Annotated in this window: 17 protein-coding genes; 9 read left to right on the top strand and 8 right to left on the bottom strand. The window is 73.4% G+C overall.

Annotation, left to right across the window (positions count from 1 at the left end):
* Positions 1 to 100: 100 nt before the first annotated feature.
* The gene (locus tag ACZ60W_RS27825) at positions 101 to 649 is read left to right on the top strand and encodes a helix-turn-helix domain-containing protein (RefSeq protein WP_469758157.1); all 549 of its coding nucleotides are present in this window, start codon (positions 101 to 103) and stop codon (positions 647 to 649) included.
* Positions 650 to 686: 37 nt separating this feature from the next.
* Here ACZ60W_RS27825 and ACZ60W_RS27830 read toward each other — a convergent pair whose 3' ends face one another.
* The 3 genes from ACZ60W_RS27830 to ACZ60W_RS27840 are packed head-to-tail and all read right to left on the bottom strand — an operon-like array spanning position 687 to position 2,169.
* The gene (locus tag ACZ60W_RS27830; RefSeq protein ID WP_469758118.1) at positions 687 to 1,016 is read right to left on the bottom strand and encodes a hypothetical protein; all 330 of its coding nucleotides are present in this window, start codon (positions 1,014 to 1,016) and stop codon (positions 687 to 689) included.
* The gene (locus ACZ60W_RS27835; RefSeq protein WP_469758119.1) at positions 1,013 to 1,633 is read right to left on the bottom strand and encodes an Asp23/Gls24 family envelope stress response protein; all 621 of its coding nucleotides are present in this window, start codon (positions 1,631 to 1,633) and stop codon (positions 1,013 to 1,015) included. The genes ACZ60W_RS27830 and ACZ60W_RS27835 overlap by 4 nt, the downstream gene beginning before the upstream one ends.
* Positions 1,624 to 2,169: an RNA polymerase sigma factor gene (locus ACZ60W_RS27840; RefSeq protein WP_469758120.1), complete on the bottom strand. Its 546-nt coding sequence runs from the start codon at positions 2,167 to 2,169 to the stop codon at positions 1,624 to 1,626. Before ACZ60W_RS27840 ends, ACZ60W_RS27835 begins: the two co-directional genes overlap by 10 nt.
* A gap of 207 nt (positions 2,170 to 2,376) precedes the next feature.
* On the opposite strand from ACZ60W_RS27840, the gene ACZ60W_RS27845 reads away from it, so the two are divergent.
* The 4 genes from ACZ60W_RS27845 to ACZ60W_RS27860 are packed head-to-tail and all read left to right on the top strand — an operon-like array spanning position 2,377 to position 4,529.
* A complete protein-coding gene (locus ACZ60W_RS27845) occupies positions 2,377 to 2,862 on the top strand; it encodes an Asp23/Gls24 family envelope stress response protein (RefSeq protein ID WP_469758121.1) in 486 nt (161 codons plus the stop codon).
* 59 nt (positions 2,863 to 2,921) lie between these two features.
* Positions 2,922 to 3,104, top strand: a complete 183-nt coding sequence (locus ACZ60W_RS27850; RefSeq protein WP_469758122.1) for a hypothetical protein — start codon at positions 2,922 to 2,924, stop codon at positions 3,102 to 3,104.
* Positions 3,101 to 4,012, top strand: coding sequence for a DUF6286 domain-containing protein (locus tag ACZ60W_RS27855; RefSeq protein ID WP_469758123.1), 912 nt, complete (start codon positions 3,101 to 3,103; stop codon positions 4,010 to 4,012). Before ACZ60W_RS27850 ends, ACZ60W_RS27855 begins: the two co-directional genes overlap by 4 nt.
* A complete protein-coding gene (locus ACZ60W_RS27860) occupies positions 4,005 to 4,529 on the top strand; it encodes a hypothetical protein (protein ID WP_469758124.1) in 525 nt (174 codons plus the stop codon). The genes ACZ60W_RS27855 and ACZ60W_RS27860 overlap by 8 nt, the downstream gene beginning before the upstream one ends.
* A 571-nt stretch (positions 4,530 to 5,100) precedes the next feature.
* Here the strand turns inward: ACZ60W_RS27860 and ACZ60W_RS27865 are convergent.
* Positions 5,101 to 5,415, bottom strand: coding sequence for a WhiB family transcriptional regulator (locus ACZ60W_RS27865; protein ID WP_469758158.1), 315 nt, complete (start codon positions 5,413 to 5,415; stop codon positions 5,101 to 5,103).
* A 539-nt stretch (positions 5,416 to 5,954) separates the two neighbouring features.
* Here ACZ60W_RS27865 and ACZ60W_RS27870 point away from each other — a divergent pair.
* Positions 5,955 to 7,385, top strand: coding sequence for an alpha/beta hydrolase (locus tag ACZ60W_RS27870; RefSeq protein WP_469758125.1), 1,431 nt, complete (start codon positions 5,955 to 5,957; stop codon positions 7,383 to 7,385).
* Positions 7,386 to 7,435: 50 nt separating this feature from the next.
* Here ACZ60W_RS27870 and ACZ60W_RS27875 read toward each other — a convergent pair whose 3' ends face one another.
* Complete coding sequence (locus ACZ60W_RS27875) at positions 7,436 to 8,521, bottom strand: DUF5937 family protein (RefSeq protein ID WP_469758126.1); 1,086 nt, start codon at positions 8,519 to 8,521, stop codon at positions 7,436 to 7,438.
* A 100-nt stretch (positions 8,522 to 8,621) separates the two neighbouring features.
* On the opposite strand from ACZ60W_RS27875, the gene ACZ60W_RS27880 reads away from it, so the two are divergent.
* Positions 8,622 to 9,818: an MFS transporter gene (locus ACZ60W_RS27880; RefSeq protein ID WP_469758127.1), complete on the top strand. Its 1,197-nt coding sequence runs from the start codon at positions 8,622 to 8,624 to the stop codon at positions 9,816 to 9,818.
* Positions 9,819 to 10,021: 203 nt separating this feature from the next.
* Complete coding sequence (locus ACZ60W_RS27885; protein ID WP_469758128.1) at positions 10,022 to 11,452, top strand: lamin tail domain-containing protein; 1,431 nt, start codon at positions 10,022 to 10,024, stop codon at positions 11,450 to 11,452.
* A gap of 189 nt (positions 11,453 to 11,641) precedes the next feature.
* On the opposite strand, the gene ACZ60W_RS27890 is transcribed toward ACZ60W_RS27885, so the two are convergent.
* The 3 genes from ACZ60W_RS27890 to ACZ60W_RS27900 all read right to left on the bottom strand — a co-directional run bounded on the left by ACZ60W_RS27890 (position 11,642) and on the right by ACZ60W_RS27900 (position 16,392).
* A complete protein-coding gene (locus tag ACZ60W_RS27890) occupies positions 11,642 to 13,894 on the bottom strand; it encodes an ATP-binding protein (RefSeq protein ID WP_469758129.1) in 2,253 nt (750 codons plus the stop codon).
* 233 nt (positions 13,895 to 14,127) lie between these two features.
* Entirely contained in the window at positions 14,128 to 15,567 is a 1,440-nt protein-coding gene (locus tag ACZ60W_RS27895) for a carotenoid oxygenase family protein (RefSeq protein ID WP_469758130.1), read from the bottom strand.
* A gap of 135 nt (positions 15,568 to 15,702) precedes the next feature.
* A complete protein-coding gene (locus ACZ60W_RS27900) occupies positions 15,703 to 16,392 on the bottom strand; it encodes an ArsR/SmtB family transcription factor (RefSeq protein WP_469758131.1) in 690 nt (229 codons plus the stop codon).
* Between the two features lie 502 nt (positions 16,393 to 16,894).
* Here ACZ60W_RS27900 and ACZ60W_RS27905 point away from each other — a divergent pair.
* Positions 16,895 to 17,308: a peptidoglycan-binding domain-containing protein gene (locus ACZ60W_RS27905; protein WP_469758132.1), complete on the top strand. Its 414-nt coding sequence runs from the start codon at positions 16,895 to 16,897 to the stop codon at positions 17,306 to 17,308.
* The last annotated feature ends 498 nt before the right edge of the window (positions 17,309 to 17,806 follow it).

A 17,806-nucleotide genomic window follows, 5' to 3' on the forward strand; every position in this document is an offset into this window, starting at 1 on the left:
GTTCCGGTGGCGATGCGACGAACGGGTGATCGTCCCTGACCTCGCGTCACGGGCGACGCGCACGGATTGTCACACGTATATGACTACAGCGCATCAGCAGATGATCCCGCGTCAGGCAGCCCTGCCCGGGGCACGAGTCCCGCGGCGTCGGGCAGGCGATCTGCCTGAGCCGGGGGAGCGGCGCAGGCTGCGGGAGCAGTGGGGGCTGTCGACTCGGCAGGTGGCGGCGGCGTTCGGGGTGACCCCGGCGACGGTGCGCTCCTGGGAGCGCGGCCGTTCGGCTCCCCGGGGCGGTCGCCGGGAGGCCTACCGGCGGTTCCTGGCCGGTCTGGCCCAGCACGGCGACAGGGCCCGGCCTGGAGCCGGCGTACACCGCGCGGACGTCGGCCGGCGCCCGACGACAGGAACCCGGCGCCAGGAGTCCGCCCCGGCCGATGTCGTGGTGCCCGCCGTGCGACACGCGGTCCCGCCCCGGCCGGCATGCCCGGGACCGCCCGCAGCGGGCTGGGCGATGCCCGTCGCTGCGGGCAGCGCGGGAGCGGATCCCGTGGCACCGGAACGCATCCGGCGCTTTCGGCTCCTGTGCGTCGCAGCCGGAGTCTGGTCGATCGCGCTGTGGGTGATCCTCACCTGCCCACCGCCCGTCTGACCGCGCCGGCCGGCGCCGATGAGGGGCCGTCGGCTGGTCACAGGATGCCGGTGACGGTCACGCGCACGGTGCCGGGGGCGGTGGCCGCCGCCTCGGCGGCGGCCACCCGTACGGCGTCGGCGGTGCGGGCGGCATGGTGGTGGGCGCGGACGACGACATCGACGCGGAGGGCTGCGACCCGGGCTTGCGTGTCGTAGGTGATGCGCACCGCGGTGCCCGGATCCTGCCGGTCGACGGCCGGCTGCTGTCGCGCGCCGGCGGCGTGCAGCAGGGAGCGCAGGCCGGGGCGCAGGCACGCGACGCCGGGGACGGCCAGGACGGCGTCGGTGACCTGCTGGGTCAGGGCCTTGGCCCGGTCGTTGTTCACGGCCTGGACTCCCGCGGCTGGGTGGGGGGTTCGTGGAGGTCGGTGACGGTGACGTTCAGGTCGCCGAGGGCAAGGCCGAGGTGCTGACGGGCGGCGCGGGTCAGGCTCTCACGTACGGCGCGGGTCGTGTCGGGGAGGTCTCGTCCGTAGACGACGGTGATGCCGAGGTGGACGGTGGAGGGGCCGCGTGTGGGGTGGGTGCGGCTGCCGGGCGGGGTGATGCGGCAGCTGCCTGCACGTACGCCGGGCACCTGTTCGGCCGCCGCGCGCAGGACGCGCGCCGCGACGGACTCGTAGATCCAGCTGTCCTCGCTCACCTCGCCGAGCGGCAGGTTGCGGCCGGGGCGCAGCTCCAGACGGACCGCGTCCATGACGCGCCGGACCACGGCGGTGGTGTCGATGTCGGCGGGTGGTGCGGGCGTGGCGGGAAGTGCCGCGGCCCGCAGGCGGCGAAGGTCGTCCACGGCCTGCCGGCAGGAGACGCAGGTGGCGGTGTGCGGGTCGGTGTCGGGCCGGTCGGCGCGTTCCCAGACGTCGGCCAGGTCCCTGCCGCAGGCCAGGACCTCCAGGTCTTCGTCGTCGGGGTCGTCCTGGGGCCGGGGGTTGTTCATCGCCATGCGGCCATCGCCTCCGTCAGCATGCGCCGGGCCCGAAACACGCGTGCGCGGACCGCCTCGGGCCGGATGCCCACCGCCTGGGCGATCGTCTCGTAGGACCGGCCCTCGATCTCCCGCAGCACCCAGCACACCTTCTGCTCGGCGGACAGCAGGCTCATGGCCTGCGCGAGGTCGCGTACGGCGGCGTGCGACTCGGCGGCTCGGGCGGGTGAGGACTGGTACTCCGGTGCGGCCGGTTCGGCGACCGCGTCGAGGTCGGCCGCGGGCCTGCGGGCCCGCAGCAGGTTCAGGCACCGGTTGGTGACGATGCGGTACAGCCAGGTGCCGAAGCCGGCCTCTCCCCGGTACTCGGGCAGGCTGCGCCAGGCGCTGACGAACGCGTCCTGCACGGCGTCCTCGGCCTCGGCTCGACCGCCCAGCAGGCGCTCGGCGAGCTGCAGCATCGCCGGCGAGTGGCGGTGGACCAGCATCTCGAACGCCTCCTCGTCCCCTTCCGCGGCCCGCACGGCCAACAGCCGGTCGTCGGCCTCGGCCATGTCCTGGCATCCGTTCGGGCCCCACCGAGCGTTCAACGCGGGCTCCTTCCAGCCTCCACTGCTTTGACACCGCCTGCCCGGCTTTCGTTACGCCACAGGGATCCGCACAGTCGTTCACCCGTTCACGACCAGGAGTCCGTAACGGATGGCGCACTCGCGGTGTCAAAGGAGTGGAAACGCCCACCGCTCGTCGAAGGAGCAGCAGTCATGACGGCAACGGCAACGCAGGAGAAGACCCCGGCCCGCCCGGACCACGTCGGCGGTCCCGTGCGCGGGGAGGGCCGCACACAGGTCGACGAGCCCGGCGGCACGCGCGGCAGGACATCGATCGCGGACACCGTGGTGGTGAAGATCGCCGGGAGGGCGGCGCGGGAGATTCCCGGGGTCCACGACATGGGCGGCGGCCTGTCCCGGACCCTGGGCGCGGTCCGCGACCGGGTGCCCGGCGGCCGCCCGAACGTCGGGCGCGGAGTGAAGGTCGAGGTGGGCGAGCGCCAGGCCGCCATCGACGTCGAACTGGTCGTGGAGTACGGCGTCCCGGTCCCGGACGTGGCTCGCGACGTCAGGGACAACGTGATCGCCGCGGTGGAGCGGATCACCGGTCTGGAGGTCGTGGAGGTCAACATCGCGGTCACCGACGTCCACCTGCCCGGCGACGACGAGGACGACGCCACCGAGGCACGGGTGGCGTGAGCGGCCCACACCCCCTGGCCGGGACGGACGACGTCGATGCGGGAAGAGAGGCAACAGCCATGAGCAGGGACGTTCTCGGGCTGATGGTCGGGATGGCACTGGGATTTGCCGGCTGGTTCGGCGGCTTCGGGGCGTTCCTGCTGGTCGCCGCCCTCGGCGGCCTCGGCTACGCCGCGGGCCGCTACGTCGAGCGGGGCGGAGACCTCCGCGACCTCCTGACGATCGAACGCAGGCAGCGGTGAGCACCACCGGGCGAGGCGTCACCACCGTCGCCGACCGGGTGGCCGCCAAGATTGCCCGGCAGGCGGCCGCCGAAGCCACCGGCCCGGCCGGCGGCCAGGTGACGAGAGCGTCCGCCGGCACACGCGGACGCCGTGTCGAGGTCACCGTGGAGGTGACCCTGCCCCTGCAAGCCGCAGGCGACACGGACCGGATGACGCGCCTGCGCGACCACCTGACCAGCCGCACCCGCTCCCTGACCGGCCTGCCCATCGCGCCCGCGGACCTACGGGTCCGTCAGCTCACCGCCCCCACCGCCGGACCCCGGCCGGCTCCCGGGCAGCCACCACCCGCCACGGCCGGCAGACCGTGGTCCCCACGGCGAACGGTCACCGCGGCCCTCGCCCTGGCCCTGGCCCTGCTGTCCACCCTGCTGCTGTGGACCGTCCTCCACCCACACCTGCCCGGCACGCCAGCGCCGCCCTGGGGGCCGGTACGCCAGTGGCTGACCGCGTCCGGCCACCAGTCGCACCTCCACCTGGCGGCGGCCGTGGCGGCCGCCGCCGGCGGATGGCTGATCCTCCTGGCCCTCAGCCCCGGCCACCGCCGCCTGCTGCGCCTAGGATGCCCGCCACCCGCCCGGGCAGTGATCAGCCGCAGGCACGCCGCGCGTCTCGTCCAGGCGGCCGTCGCCGAGGTGCCCGGACTGCGCCTCCACCGGGTCCGCTTCACCCCGCGCAAGGTCACCGTCCGCGCCGAAGCCGCCTACGGCACGCCGCAGGACGTCCGCGACCAGACCCTCGAAACCGTCGAACGCACCCTGCGAACCATCCCGCTGCGCCACACACCGCACCTACGGCTCGTCCTCCGCGACACCCGCGACCCCCACACCGTCGCAGAGCCGCCGGCCCCGAAGGACGCAGATGTCTAGCCGCACCGTGACCAACCGCACGACGCTCACCCTCACCGGCCTCGCCCTCCTGGCCGTCGGCGTGACCGCCACCCGGCTCGCCGACGACACGCTCCTCACCACCGCCGTCCGACACCTGCGGCACACGGACCACCGCGTTCTCCTCGCCGCCGGGGGTGCCGGCCTGGCCGCCGCACTGGCCCTGCTGACCGCACAGATTCCACGCCCGGCCCCCCGCCGCCTGTCCCTCCCCGCCCCAGGCTGCCACCTGGACAGCAGGGCCCTCCGGCACGCCGTCCAAGCCGGCTGCGCCACCGTGCCCGGCGTCGCACGAGCCCGCTGCCGCCTCACCGGCACCAGACACACGACGCGCATCTCCCTCACCCTCACCCTGAACCCCACCGCACACCCCAGCGACATCCTCACCGCCGTCTCCGACAGCGTCCTCACCCGGACCGCACCCCTGCTCACACCCCGACGGGTCCACACCCGCATCCGACTGCGGGTCCAGAGCCCCCGACCGAAACGAGCGCTCTGACAACACCGCAGCCGCCGACACCGTCTGTGCCCCCTGCCATCCCGTACGCCGTCCGCCGCGAGCCCGGCACCGCTCGCCTCGCCTCCCTGGACCGCGGCGGCCCGGAGACCGCGCAAGCCGACCTGTCGGCGGCCTTGTCGGCGAGCGTGCGCCGGTCGCCTCGCTCAGCGCAGCGCGCCGCGGGGGATCGGGGCGTGCGGCGAGGTACGCGCGCACGCGGGCGGCCTCGTGCCAAAGGGCCGCCGGGTGGTGTGCCGGAGCGCCCGCGGCGGAGTGCGGTGCGGTCACTGCGGCGACGAGCGGAGGCGGCAGCGCCCCCCGTTCCGCCGCGGTGTGCCGGGCTGCGGCCGACCTCGTGTCCCGGCGCGCCGATCGGCTCACAGACCCTGCGGCCTCGCCGTGAGCCACGCCCTCCGCATGCCGGTCAGGGCCGTGCCCCGTTCCGGAGCACGGCCCTTCGGACGATCGCGTCGGTCAGGCCGCGGAGGGGGAGATCGCCGTGGACTTGATCAGTGCGACGACGGAGGAGCCGGCGCCCTCGCCCGCGGGGACGGTCCCGTCCGGCGGTCGGTCAGGCGGCAGCGCGTCCGCGAGGCGACGTCGCGCTCTCATGCTCACGCCGGGCGGCATCGAGCAGCCGGGCCCAGGACCGCACCAGGGGCCGACGCTTGAGCAGGGCGCGCCTCTCCCGCTCCGTCATGCCACCCCAGACGCCGTGCTCGATCCGGCCGTCCAGCGCATGTGCCAGGCACTCGGCCCGCACCGGACACCCGGTACACAGCACCTTCGCCCCGCTTTGCGCGGCCCCCTCGACGAACAGCGCATCCGCGTGCGTCGTCCGGCACAAGGCCGACACCATCCAGTCCGTCATCCGCACCCACCCCACCCGTCCCCGCACTGCCCCCGCTCCCGGCCCGCCGCGTCGCAGCGAACTCACCGGCACCCGTGCCGCGTACCGACAGCGACCTCGGGTGAGGCTGCCAGGGCGGACGAACGGTGACCGGCCCGCACCACCGCGAGTGCGGGCCGGTCCACCATGCCCGGGCCTTGCGGACGGGGGAGGCCGCAGGCCCTGAGAGGAGCGGCCATGTCCGCCGCTCCCGTCCCTTGTGCCCGCGAAGTGCGCCCTCATACACGCGACGTTCGACATCGCCCTGCGGGCCCTCGGGGAATCCGGGCCCGCGGACCCGGTCCGCGCCCGCGGGCTCAGGGTTGTCGGTGCCGGACCCGTAGGGGTGCGGGGCGTCCGGCGGTACTTGAGGGGGATCGCGAAGCCATCCCGTGGCAGGACCGGACGTCGACCGTCGGAATCGGAGACTTGAGGTGATCCACGAGAGTGATCCGCGAGAACTTGGGGGCGGCACGGTGCTGCGAGCTGGACGAACGAAATCCCTCCTGACGGCCGGTGCGGCGACGGCCGTGCTGGTGACGCTCACCCCGGCGACGGGGTTCGCCGCGCAGGAACCGCTCGCGGGGCCCGGGCGGCAGCAACTGCGCTGGGAGCGTTGCGCACAGGACCAGCCGGCGTCACTGGAATGCACCACGGTGAAGGTGCCGCTGGACTACGGCGATCCGCACGGCCGGACCATCGGCATAGCGGTGTCGCGGCTGAGGGCGGGCGATGCCGCGAAGCGGCGCGGTGTGCTGCTGATGAACCCCGGCGGTCCCGGGGGTCCCGGGCTGACCATGCCGGCCGGGATGGCGCCGTTGCTCGCCCCGGAGGTGCGTGAGCGCTTCGACCTGATCGGCTTCGACCCGCGGGGGGTCGGACGCAGCGCGCCGGTCCACTGCGGGCTGGCGGAGGACGAGCAGGAGCTCAACCACCCTTATCGCGCCGCGACGTTCGGCCAGGACGTGGCCAGGGCGCGAAGTGTGGCGGACAAGTGCCGGGCCACGTCCGGTGACCTGCTGCCCCACATCACCACCCGGAACACGGCCCGGGACATGGACGCGATCCGGGCCGCGCTGGGCGAGCGGAGGATCTCCTACCTGGGCCACTCGTACGGCACGTACCTGGGCGCCGTCTACACCCAGATGTTCCCGCGCAGGACCGACCGCTTCGTCCTCGACAGCGCACTCGACCCGTCGCGGGTCTGGCGGGGCGTACTGCGCGGGGCGACCGAGGCCGCCGAACTCGCCTTCACCCGCTGGACGGAGTGGGCCGCGGCCCGCGACGCCACGTACGGGCTGGGCGCGACCCCGCAGGAGGTGCGCGCGGCGTTCTGGGAGCTGGTCGCGCGCGCCGACCGCGCGCCGATCGTGCTGGAGGGCCAGCCCTTCGACGGCGACGCGATCCGCGCGCAGTACCGGGCCTTCGTCCACGTCGAGGCCGTCACGCCGTTCGTCGTCGCGCTCAAGGCCGCGGCGGCCGGTACCCCGGCCCCGGCGCGCACCCTCCCGCCTTCCACCTCGGCGGTGGCCGCCGAAGCACCTGATGTCGACAACGTGGTGTCGGCCGCCTGGACCATCCTGTGCGGCGAAGGCCGGAGCTGGCCGCGCGATCCCGAGCAGTACCGCCGCGACGCGATCCGGGACCGTGCCGCCCGCCCCCTGGCGGGTGACTTCGGCGCCACCATCCAGCCCTGTGCGTTCTGGAAGTCCGCGCCGCGCGAGGCGGCCACGGTGGTGGACAACGAGGTCGAGGCGCTGATCGTGCAGAACGCATGGGACCCGCAGACGCCCTTGGCGATGGCCGAGGGCATGCGTCGCGCCCTGCACGGCGCCCGCATGGTCACGGTCGCCGGGGGTCAGGGTCACGGAGTGCTGGTGACCGGCCGACCTTCCTGCGCCGACGACGACGTCACCCGCTACCTGACGACGGGCCGGCTCCCCGCGAAGGACCGCACCTGCAGCTGACGGACCGTGACGGCTGCCCGGGGGCCCGGGTCCCCGGCAGCCGCCGCTGTTCAGCGCAGGACGGCGGCCAGCAGGTCCGCGCCCAGCGTCGTGACGTCCGGGAGGCTGAGGGTGTAGTGGACGTAGCGGCCGTGCCTGCGGGTGGTGAGCAGCCCCGCGCGGCGCAGGACGGCGAGGTGGCGGGAGACCTCCGGAGGGGAGAGCTCCCAGGCGTGGGCCAACTCACCGGTGGTGTGCGGGCCGCGGGCCAGGGTACGCAGCAGTCGCAGCCGCACCGGATGCGCGAGTGCCTCCAGGCGGAGGGTGACGGTTTCCAGCGGCACCGGCAGTGAGGGACTCGCATCGGCCACGGGGTACTGCACCACCGGCTGCCATCCCGGTGCATGGATCACCACCAGGTGCGGGCGCCCGAAGTAGCTGGGGATGAAGGTGACCCCGCTGCCGTGGGCGGCGGTCGCGTCGTCCTGCAGCTTGTCCACGACGATGCCCTCGCCGTCCGGTGCCAGGGTGACCGCGCCGGAGACCGAGGCGAGTGCCACCCCGATGCCCTGTCGCTTCCGCAGGTCGTTCTTCAGCCGCAGGTCGGTGGCCAGGTGCACGGCGATCCGTGTCCAGGCGGCGTCGAAGAACACCTCGGCGCACCGCTCGAGGGCGTGGCGCACCCGTGCCCGTACGACGCCCGGGTCCGCGAGCAGCCGCGCGGCGAACGCCTCCTGGAGGGGGCCGCGGGCCTGGGCCAGGTCCAGGGCCCGTTCGCGTGCGGCCCGGTCGGCGAGCGGCGACGGCGCCGCGAAGCGGACACGGTTGCTGCCGCACGTGGTGGTGAGCGCGGCGGTCACATAGGTCTCGTCGTCGATCCGGTCCACATCGTCCAACTCCTCGGCGAGGGACAGCCGCGGCCTGGCGGGGACCAGGAAGTCCGCTCGTGAGGAACGCCAGAGGAACTGCGCCTCCCGCAGCCGCTCGGCCAGGTCCGGTGGCATCGCGGACCATACGTCCCCGGCCCAGTCGGCCATCTGCGGGTGATGCCCGGGTTCGGCCAGGACGTGCAGCATCGCGGTGAGCTCGGCCAGCGGGGAGGCGGCGAACCGCAGCCGCTCGGCCGGAAGCCCGGTGATGTCGATGCGCAGCGTCATCTCCCCATCATCGACGGCCGGGCGGACGGAGACGGCGCCGGTTGACGATGTTCGTCAACCGGCGGGCCCGGTGCGACGGCCCGGCACGACCTTGAGCGCCATGACATCCACCCTTCACCCTCGCCTCCTCCTGCGTGCCTCCGGAGGACCCCGCTACGCCGTCGCCCTGGCCGTGGACGCGCTCGGCACCGGACTGCTGCGACCCTTTCTGCTGCTTTACGGCGTGACGGTACTCGGCCTCTCCGCACCTGCCACCGGCGCCGCCATGACCGTCGGCATCGTCGCGGGTCTCGTGTGCGTGCCCGCGGTGGGACGATGGCTCGACCACGGCGCACGCAGTACGGCCGTCGCGGCGTCGATGTTGGTGAGGGTGGTGGGCGTGGCGCTGCTGATGGCCACCCCGACGGGGAACGTCGGGCTGTTCGCGACGGCCGCGCTCTTCCTCGGCATCGGCAACCAGGCGTGGCCCGCCGCCCACGCCGCCCTGGTGGCCACGCTCGCCCACGGCCGAGAACGTGACGCCGCCCTCGCGGGCAGCCGTGCCCTGCGCAACGCCGGCCTGGGCGCGGGTGCACTCCTTGCCGCCGTCTGCCTGGCGGGTGGCACCACCGCCCTGCAAGCGCTGGCGGCGGTGACCGCCCTCGCCTACCTCGTGGCGGCGGCCCTGACGTGGTCGGTCCGTGTGCGGGCCCACCCTGCCGCCACCGCGCCCACGGCCGAGGAGGCGTCCGGGAAGCCCGTACCCCGGATGCGTGCGCTGCTGGCCGCCCATGTGATCTACGCCTTCTGCCTCAACGTTCCCGAGATCGCTCTCCCTCTGGTCCTGGTGACGCAGCTGCACGCCTCTCCGGCGTGGCCGGCGGCCGTCTTCGTGGCCAACACCGTCCTGGTGGTCACCCTGCAACTGCCGGTCACCGTCCTGCTGTCACGATGGCCCCGCCACTCCGTGCTGGCCGTCGGAGGCGTGGTGCTGACCGTGTCGTACCTCGGTTTCCTCGCGGCCACCTCGCTGGGACACGGCTGGGGCGCCCCGGCTGTCGCCGCGGTGTCCGTGCTCTGCACCTTCGGCGAGATCATCTATGCGGGCAGCGCCACCGCACTCGTCGCTGCCCTCACGCCCGAACATGCCCTGGGACGCGCCCTCGCCCGCTTCCAGTTCTCCACGGGGTTCGGCCTCGCCACCTCGCCGGCCGTCATCACCGCCCTCGCACCCCGCGGCCCGATCGCCCTGTGGGGCACCCTCGCCGCCGCGACACTCCTCTCCGCCTCCGCCGTCGCCCGCCGAGCCGGCCACTGACGCCAGGAGAGCAGCCGCGCGCCCTCCCCGGGGCGAAGCCCGGGCCGGACGTACGGGCTCCGGCCCATCGGGCAATCGGCCGGTTCGGCGGGGGAATTCGCCGACCGTTCGCACCGCGTCCCCCTGGGGGGAGGAGTCCCGTTCGGTGGAGAGCGGGACCGTCGGGCCCGCCGCATTCCCCATGAACCCCAGGATGGACACCAGTGACCGCATCGACCGCTCGCCGTCGGCGTCGCGCTCTTTCCCGTCTCCTCGTCGCCGGGCCGCTCCTCGCGGCGGGAGCGCTGACCGGCGTACCGGCGGCGCACGCCGCCGCAGCGGACGACGTCCGCGTCAACGAGGTCGTCACCACCGGTGGTGTCAACGACTCGATCGAGCTCTCCAACAAGGGCACCGCAACGGTCGACATCTCGGGCTGGATCCTGAAGGACGACGACTCGAGCCACTCCTACAAGATCGCGTCGGGAACCACGCTGCCCGCGGGCGGGTTCCGCGCGTTCGACGTCAGCGCCAAGTTCGGTCTGGGCTCCCAGGACGAGGCCCGTCTCTACCTCGCCGACGGCAGGACCCTCGTCGACAGCTTCTCCTGGAGCAGTCACTCCGACCCGTCCTGGTCGCGCTGCGCCGACGGTACCGGTTCCTTCAAGCAGGCGGCCACGGTGACCCTGGGCGGCGCGAACAGCTGCGGCACCGGCGGTGGGGGCGGCGGCTCGACGCCCGTCGCGTGGCCCGGCGCCGGCAGCGTGGCGACCGCGGACGGTTCCGACGTGTTCGGTCAGGACCTCAGCGGCCTCTACCAGGAAGGCTCCGTCATGTGGGCCGCGCAGAACAGCGGCAGGCTGTGGCGCCTGGTCCGGGACGGGGCCGGCGGCTGGAAGCCCGACACCGCCGGCGGCTGGTCCGCCGGCAAGGCCCTGCGCTTCCCCGGTGGCTCCGGCAGTGCCGACAGCGAGGGCGTCACCCTGACCGGTGCCGGTTCGGCCGGCGGGGCGTTCGTCGCCAGCGAGCGCAACGGAGACGCCTCCGGCACCAGCCGGCTGTCGGTGCTGAAGTACGACGTCAGCGGCTCCGGTTCCTCGCTGACCGCCACCAAGGAGTGGAACCTCACCTCCGACCTGCCCTCGACCGGCTCCAACCTCGGCCTCGAAGGGATCACCTGGGTCCCGGACACCGCGCTGACCGCCGCCGGGTTCAAGGACGCCTCGACGGGAACGACGTACGACCCGGCGCGCTACGCCGCCCACGGCGGCGGCGTGTTCTTCGTCGGCGTCGAGGGGACCGGCATGATCCACGGCTACGTCCTGGCCGACTCCGGCTCCTTCACCCGTGTCGCCTCCTTCGCCAGTGGGATGTCCGGCGTGATGGAACTGCAGTGGGAGCCCCAGGCCGCGCGCCTGTGGGCGGTGTGCGACGACACCTGCGACGGCAGGCACCGCACCCTGACGATCGACACCAGCGGTTCCTTCGCCACCGCCGCCGTCTACAACCGCCCGGCCGGCATGCCGAACTACAACAACGAGGGGTTCGCCCTCGCCGGCGCCGACGAGTGCGTGGCCGGGTCCAAGCCCGTGTACTGGTCCGACGACACCAATGACGGAGGCCACGCACTGCGCCGGGGGACCGTCACCTGCTGACCCGGGCCCCCGCACCGTCCCCGGCCCAGGGTCCGCCCGGCCGGAGCGTAGGGAACGGCTCACGTCTTCCCGGCCCCTCGGCGGTTCCCGACCGTCGGGAGGCCGGGCCCCTGAGCTCGTGCCCGCGCGTACGCCGCCGGCGCACGGAAGCCCCCGGAGCCCGCCCGTCGGCTGCCGGGGACGAACAGGTCACCCGTCCAGTGCGGCGATGCGGGTCCGGGCCTCGGTGAGGCGGGTGGGATCGGCCGCGCTGCCCAGGGCGAGGCATCGCGAGAAGGCATCCCGGGCTTCGGCACGGTGACCGGCGCTCAGCAGGCTCGTTCCGAGGTGCACCAGGGCACGGCTCTCCATGGCCGTGTTGCCGCTGGCGCGGCAGAGCTCCACGGCGACGCGCAGGTGCTCCGCGGCCGCTGACCAGTCTTCGAGACTCGCGTGGGCGCCACCGATGAGCACCCGCAGGTTCGTGCGGGTGAAGTCGGCGATGTGGGGTTCGACGCGGTCGCCGACGTGGTCGAGGAACGCGAGGGTGTCCTGGATCTCGGCGATCGACTCCTGGTGCAGTCCTCCGTCGACGAGGATCTGCCCGTGTTCGACCCGGCACTGGAGGGCGCCGTGCAGATCACCGGCGGCCTCGAAGAACGCGGCCGACTCCTGGTTGTGCCGGGCCGCCGACGCGTAGTCGCCGAGCAGCCTGAAGGCCCAGGCGGTGTACTTGTGGGCCCAGCCCTGCTGCGGGAGGTCGTCGGCCCGGCGTGCTGCCGCGAGGGCCTGGGCCGAGCGGTCGAGACTGTCCCGGTGCCGGCCTTCGCAGACGAGCAGGGCCCAGGAGTGGTAGTTGAGGTGCGTGGCCTCCAGAAGGGGGTCGCCCAAGGTCTGGGCACACCGCGCGGCGGTGGCGAAGACCTCGGGCCAGTGACCCCAGAAGATCCACTGGTCGGAGAACCAGTGCAGCGCCTCGGCGACGTCGACGACCTGGGCATGGGAGCCCTCGGCGGCGGCGGCGCGCAGGGCGGCCAGCCAGTTGTCGCCCTCGGTCTGAAGCCACCGGCGGGCGTGTTCCGCGGTGGAGAGGTCGATCGTGCCCTGCCACGTGGCGGGTGGGGCGCCGTGGTCGGGCTCGTACCACCGACCCGCCATGACGGTGGTCTCCAGGAGCCACCGGTGGAGGGCCGACCCAGCGGCTGCGGTCACCTCGGCCGGCTCCTCCGCCCGCAGCCGGCCGCGAGCGTACAGGCGCAGCAGGTCGTGGAAGCGATAGCGATCCTGGTCCGTGTTCAGGAGGCCGGTCTCGACGAGCTCCTCCAGCGTGTCCTCCGCGTCGAACAGCGACTGCCCGGTCAGCCGGGCGGCGCCGGCGGCCCCGGCGTCGGGTCCTTCGACCAGGGACAGCAGCCGGAACATACGGGCCGCGGCCGGGGTGAGCTGACGGTAGGACAAGTGGAAGGCCGCGGGCAGATGGAGGTCGCCGGCCGTGAGCGTGTCCAGTCGGTGCTCCTCCAGGGAAAGCCGGTCGGCGAGGCGGCGCACGCTCCAGCCGGTACGCGTGGCCAGCCAGTTGCCCGCCACACGAAGGGCGAGCGGCAGGTTCCCGCAGTGGACGGCCACCTCGGCCAGCGCGCCCGGATCCGACTCCGCCCGCTCCCGCCCGACCAAGGAGGTCAGAAGAGCTTCGGCCTCCGCCGACGAGAGCTCGCCGAGAGCCAGCCGGTGCACGCTCTCCAGGCCCGTGAGCATCCGCCGGCTGGTGACCACCACCATCCCCGCGCCCGCACCCGGAAGCAGCGGGCGCACCTGCGCCTCGTCCCGGGCGTTGTCCAGCACCAGCAGGCAACGTCGCTCCGCCAGCACCCGCCGGCACAGTTCCGGATGTCCCTGCGAGCCGGCCATGGCCAGGTCGCGGTCCGCCACCCCGAGGGCCTTCAGCACCCGGAGCAGAAGCTCGGCCGAGTCGGGCGGGTCCTCGTCCGTACCCCGCAGGTCGAACATCAGCTGTCCGTCCGGGAAGCGCCAGGCCGACTGGTGTGCGGCACGCAGCGCCAGGGTGGTCTTGCCGGCGCCGGGCGGCCCGGAGACCGCGACCACCACGGGTATCCCCTCGGCCTCCTGCTCGGCCAGCGTCGTCAGCCGTGCCAACTCCGCCTCGCGTCCCACGAAGTCGTCGACGCCGCGGGGGAAGGAACGCAGCCCCGTCGCCGTAGGACGGGGTGTACGGCCCTTCCGGGCGGTGGCGAGCAACCGCTCGCGTTCGGTCGTGCTCAGCTGCAGTCCGTCCGCGAGTGCGGCGACCGTCCTGCGCTGGGGCGTGGTGACCCGGCCTCGCTCCAGGTCGCCTATCCCGCGGACACTCACCCCCGACGCCTCCGCCAAGGCTTCCAGCGTCAGCGACGCCTCCCCTCGCAACCGCCGCAGCAGTGTCCCGAACTCCGGGCCGACGCCGGTCATCCTTGCCTTCCTCCACCCCTTGCCACGCACACGATGTGACCATTCTGCCTGAGGGGAAGGACCTGGTTTCCGCGGATCACTCCGGGATGTTCCCAGCTCGCAGGCGTCGAAAGCCGTGCCGCAGGGTCGGGGGAGTGCCATCGCGCCTACGCGGAGTCACCGGTACGCCGTCATCCGGGCGACGCGCCACCGGTCGGGGACGGGGCTGCCGCCTCGCCGCCGTGACGCGGGTGTCACGGCTCCTCGGTGGGGAGCCAGGCGCCGTGGAGGCCGAGGGGGACCCTGACGGGGAGGGAGACGCGGGCGAGGGGACCCGAGGCGGGGTCCTCCGCGGCGAAGACGAGGAACCAGCTCGTGCCGTCGGTGCGATCAGTGGCGAAGGTCATCCAGTATCCATGGTCCTCCGAGCCCGCGTGGGGTCCCGGCTCGGGGGCGAAGACGGGCTCGCCGACGGCGAGATCACCCGCTGCCCAGACCTCGCCGGCACCGGTCTCGACGTCGAACCACCGCAGGGCGTCGTACTCTCCGGGCAGCAGGTCGACGCGGCCGGTGCCGGTGGCCATGGCGGTACGGCGGTGGCGCCTGCTGAGGCGGCGGTCGTCGATCCGGGGGAACTCGACCCGGGAGTCGTCCAGGACGGAACGTGTCATGCGGCCTGCCGCGGGATCGATCCGCGCGCGGACGAGGCGAGCGGTGGCCGGTCCGGCACCGTCCGGGGCGGGCCCGACCGTGAGGCGGTTCCATTCGACGTAGTCGAGGACGACGGGCGCCGCCGGCTCGGGACCGTCGTCGTACGCGTTGACCGAGTGCCACATCCAGAAGGCGTCGTCGGAAGCCCGGACCGGGGCCCCGCCGTCGCGCGGGACGAGCGCCACGTGGGTGCCGCGCTCGGGCCGCCAGGCGAGGAAGGAGCCGCCGGACATGGCCGCCTCGAGGTCGATGAAGGCCGGGGCCAGCACCAGGACCACGTAGCGGGCGGTCAGGGCCATGTCGTGGATCATCACGGGCTCGTCCACGCCCGCCACCGGGGTCGGTCCCCGCGTCACACCACCGTGGGGACCGAGGACGGACCACGTCAGATACGGCGGCTCCAAGGCGTAACAGAAGACGACCATCTCACCCGTGACCGGATCGATCTTGGGATGGGCGGTGATGCCCGCGGATAGCCCGCCGTCGAAGTCCTCCCGTCCGAGCGTCGTCAGATCCGCGTCGACGCGATACGGACAGGCCGACTCGGCCAGCGCCAGCATGCGGCCCGCATGGCGGACGACGTTGATCTCGGGCAGGTCCTTGAAGGTGTCGGCGAGCTCCGGGCCCACGACGTCGGCGCCGGGCAGGATCAGCGACTCCAGACCGCCCCACAGCGCGCGCCCGGCCCTCTCCTCGGCGAGGAGCGCCGGTGTGCGGACGAAGCGGTTGTGGTACTCGGCCTGGCCGTCGGACACCCGCACCGCGTGCAGCATCCCGTCCCCGTCGAGGGGATAGAGATAGGAGCCGATCGGGGTGAACCGGGGATTCGGTCCGTTGCGCACGTACATCCCGTCCAGTTCGGGAGGCAGCGCGCCGATCACCCGCAACTCGGCCACGTCGACCTCATCGGTGACGGGCGCGAAGGAACCGAGCAGATGCGGGACGCGCGTGGGGTCGAAGCGGGCCGGCGCGTGGGTGTTCACGGAACCTCCAGGCAGGGTCGCCGGCGGCGCCCGCACTTCGGCGCACGGCGCCGCTCCCCTCCATTGAAACGCCCAGCATGCCGCCTCGCCAGGCGGCTCTGATGTGATGCCCGGTGCGGGTGGGGTGATTCAGGTTCAGTGGGGGATGCCTGGCCGGTGACCGGGTGGAGGTGTGGGGGGATCGGTCCGGAGGAGGGCGGCGCCGAGTGGTGTGAGGGTGTGCAGGACCTGGTTGGCGGTGCGGCGGCTGTTGATCAGCCGGGCGTCACGGAGTGCGGAGGTGTGCCGGGTCGCCGCGGGGGTGGAGATCCCGGCGGCGCGGGCGAGTTCGCCCGTCGTCGCTCCCGCCGCGCAGGCATGGAGGATGACGGCGCGACTCCGCCCGACGACTCCGGCCAGGGCCGCCATGGCGGTCGGTGGCCCCGGGACCCTCTCGGTGTTCTGCAGGCCGTCGAGGACGGAGTACACGACGACGGGTGGCAGTTCCGGGTCGGCGATGGGTACCGGCGCGGCCCAGCAGAAGTAGGAAGGGACGAGGAGCAGTCCCCGGCCGTCCAGATGGAGGTCCCGGTCGTCGCCGAGCGCGGTCACGTGGAGGACCGGCGGCTCCCACCGCATGGTCGGCCGCAGGCTTCGGAGGAGTCCGTCGATCCCGTCGGTCAGCAGGGCACGGGTGCGCAGCCGCCGCTCGGCCTCCAGGGTCGCCTGGACGTGGTCGGCCTGGGGCGCGACGACGGCGTCGTAGTACGCCCGCAGGAGCCGTACGAACTCGGTGCGGGTCTCCGTCTCGGCCAGGCGCGGCGCCCAGGGGGGAGCGCCACTCACCTGGGCGAGCATCGTCACCTCCTGCACCACGGTCCGAGGAGGGGTGGACAGGATGGCGTCGACACCGGAGTCCCAGCCGCTGCTCCCGGCGGCCGGAGTCAGGAAATCGGGGAAATAGGCAGCCCGCGGAAAGAGAGGCAACAGCATGGTGCGTACAGCGGTTTCCAGTCCTTGCTCGCGAAGCCGGATCCGCGCGGTGCGATGCCATTCGGCATAGGCCCAGCGCCCTCTGCGGGTCTGGAACCGGTGCAGGCTGGACGTGATCTCCCAGAACGGGTCCGCGGCGGCGGCGACACGCGTGCGTCCGAGATCGGCGTCGGTGAAATGGATGCGGAGCAAACGGTTCTCCCCGTTCTCCGTGCGTCTTTAACCTACGGCGAAACATGATGGCTGGCGCCGTTCACGGCTGACAAGGTTCGCCGTATCGCACACGCAGTTTCGTCGTCCGGTCCTCAGGCGGGACGACGCGCTTCCTGCCCGATTCCCCCCGAAGGAGATCCCTGTGCGCAAGTCCGTCAACGCACTGCTCGCGACCGTCCTGGCCCTGGGTGGTGCCGGAGCGACGGCGCTGGCCACGGCCGCCCCGGCCTCGGCCGCCAACCCGACGTGCAACTGGAGCGCCTCGTACTACGGGGCCTGGGTGCCCAACTACGGCACGACCAGCGTCAACGTCAACTGCGCCCTCTCCCAGGGCGTCATGAACAGCGTCGGGGTGGGCACGCTGCAAGAGACGCTCAACCTGTGTTACGGCGAAAAACTGGTCGTGGACAGGGACTTCGGAGCTGCCACCGAGGCCGCGTTGCGCCGCGCCCAGCAGAAGGCGGGGACCACCGTGGACGGTGACTACGGTCCGGCCACCCGGAAGGCGATCAAGCACAAGCCGCTCAGCGGCAGCACCTGCGTCCGGGTTCCCTGACCTCGGTCCCCGGTAGCGCCCCGCCGGCCTGGCGGCGTGGTCCGACGACCGGGGCGCCGGCCCGGCAGAGCTCCGTCGGCCTGACGTCGGCGGAGCTCTGCCGGGCCTGACGTCGGCGGGGCTCTGCGTGCGGGATCCGTACGCCGGGCCCCGGACACAGGGGGGAGCCCCGCTGCCCTCATCGACACCGGGGCCATGTCCCCCGAGTTCCCTCCGTTGTGCAGAGTGGCCGACGTACTCGTCGGGTCCCGGCTCGCGCGCCATCGGCGGCCACGGCGAACTGCTCGTCAGGCACGCGCGCGCTCGGCCGCCTCGCTGATCCGGTCCCCGGGACGGGGGCGGCAGCCGCCGTTCTCGCGGCGGCGCGGAGACCGTTCCGGTCCCGTTTCGCCGCCGAGGAGATCGGAGTCTCCCGGCACGCACTCCACGTCACCGTTCACGGCGAACGAACCCTGCCGTCAGCCGCCGCGGCTCCCGAAAGTCTGTCGACCGGCAGCC

This window comes from Streptomyces sp. NPDC104202 (genome assembly GCF_055584185.1).

Bases quoted from the DNA above. Each gene is read 5' to 3' on its own strand.
- ACZ60W_RS27875 (WP_469758126.1), bottom strand. From the start codon at position 8,521: ATGACGCTGCGCATCGACATCACCGGGCTTCCGGCCGAGCGGCTGCGG.
- ACZ60W_RS27860 (WP_469758124.1), top strand. From the start codon at position 4,005: ATGTCTAGCCGCACCGTGACCAACCGCACGACGCTCACCCTCACCGGC.
- ACZ60W_RS27835 (WP_469758119.1), bottom strand. From the start codon at position 1,633: ATGGCGATGAACAACCCCCGGCCCCAGGACGACCCCGACGACGAAGAC.
- ACZ60W_RS27825 (WP_469758157.1), top strand. From the start codon at position 101: ATGATCCCGCGTCAGGCAGCCCTGCCCGGGGCACGAGTCCCGCGGCGT.
- ACZ60W_RS27840 (WP_469758120.1), bottom strand. From the start codon at position 2,169: ATGGCCGAGGCCGACGACCGGCTGTTGGCCGTGCGGGCCGCGGAAGGG.
- ACZ60W_RS27880 (WP_469758127.1), top strand. From the start codon at position 8,622: ATGACATCCACCCTTCACCCTCGCCTCCTCCTGCGTGCCTCCGGAGGA.
- ACZ60W_RS27845 (WP_469758121.1), top strand. From the start codon at position 2,377: ATGACGGCAACGGCAACGCAGGAGAAGACCCCGGCCCGCCCGGACCAC.
- ACZ60W_RS27890 (WP_469758129.1), bottom strand. From the start codon at position 13,894: ATGACCGGCGTCGGCCCGGAGTTCGGGACACTGCTGCGGCGGTTGCGA.
- ACZ60W_RS27850 (WP_469758122.1), top strand. From the start codon at position 2,922: ATGAGCAGGGACGTTCTCGGGCTGATGGTCGGGATGGCACTGGGATTT.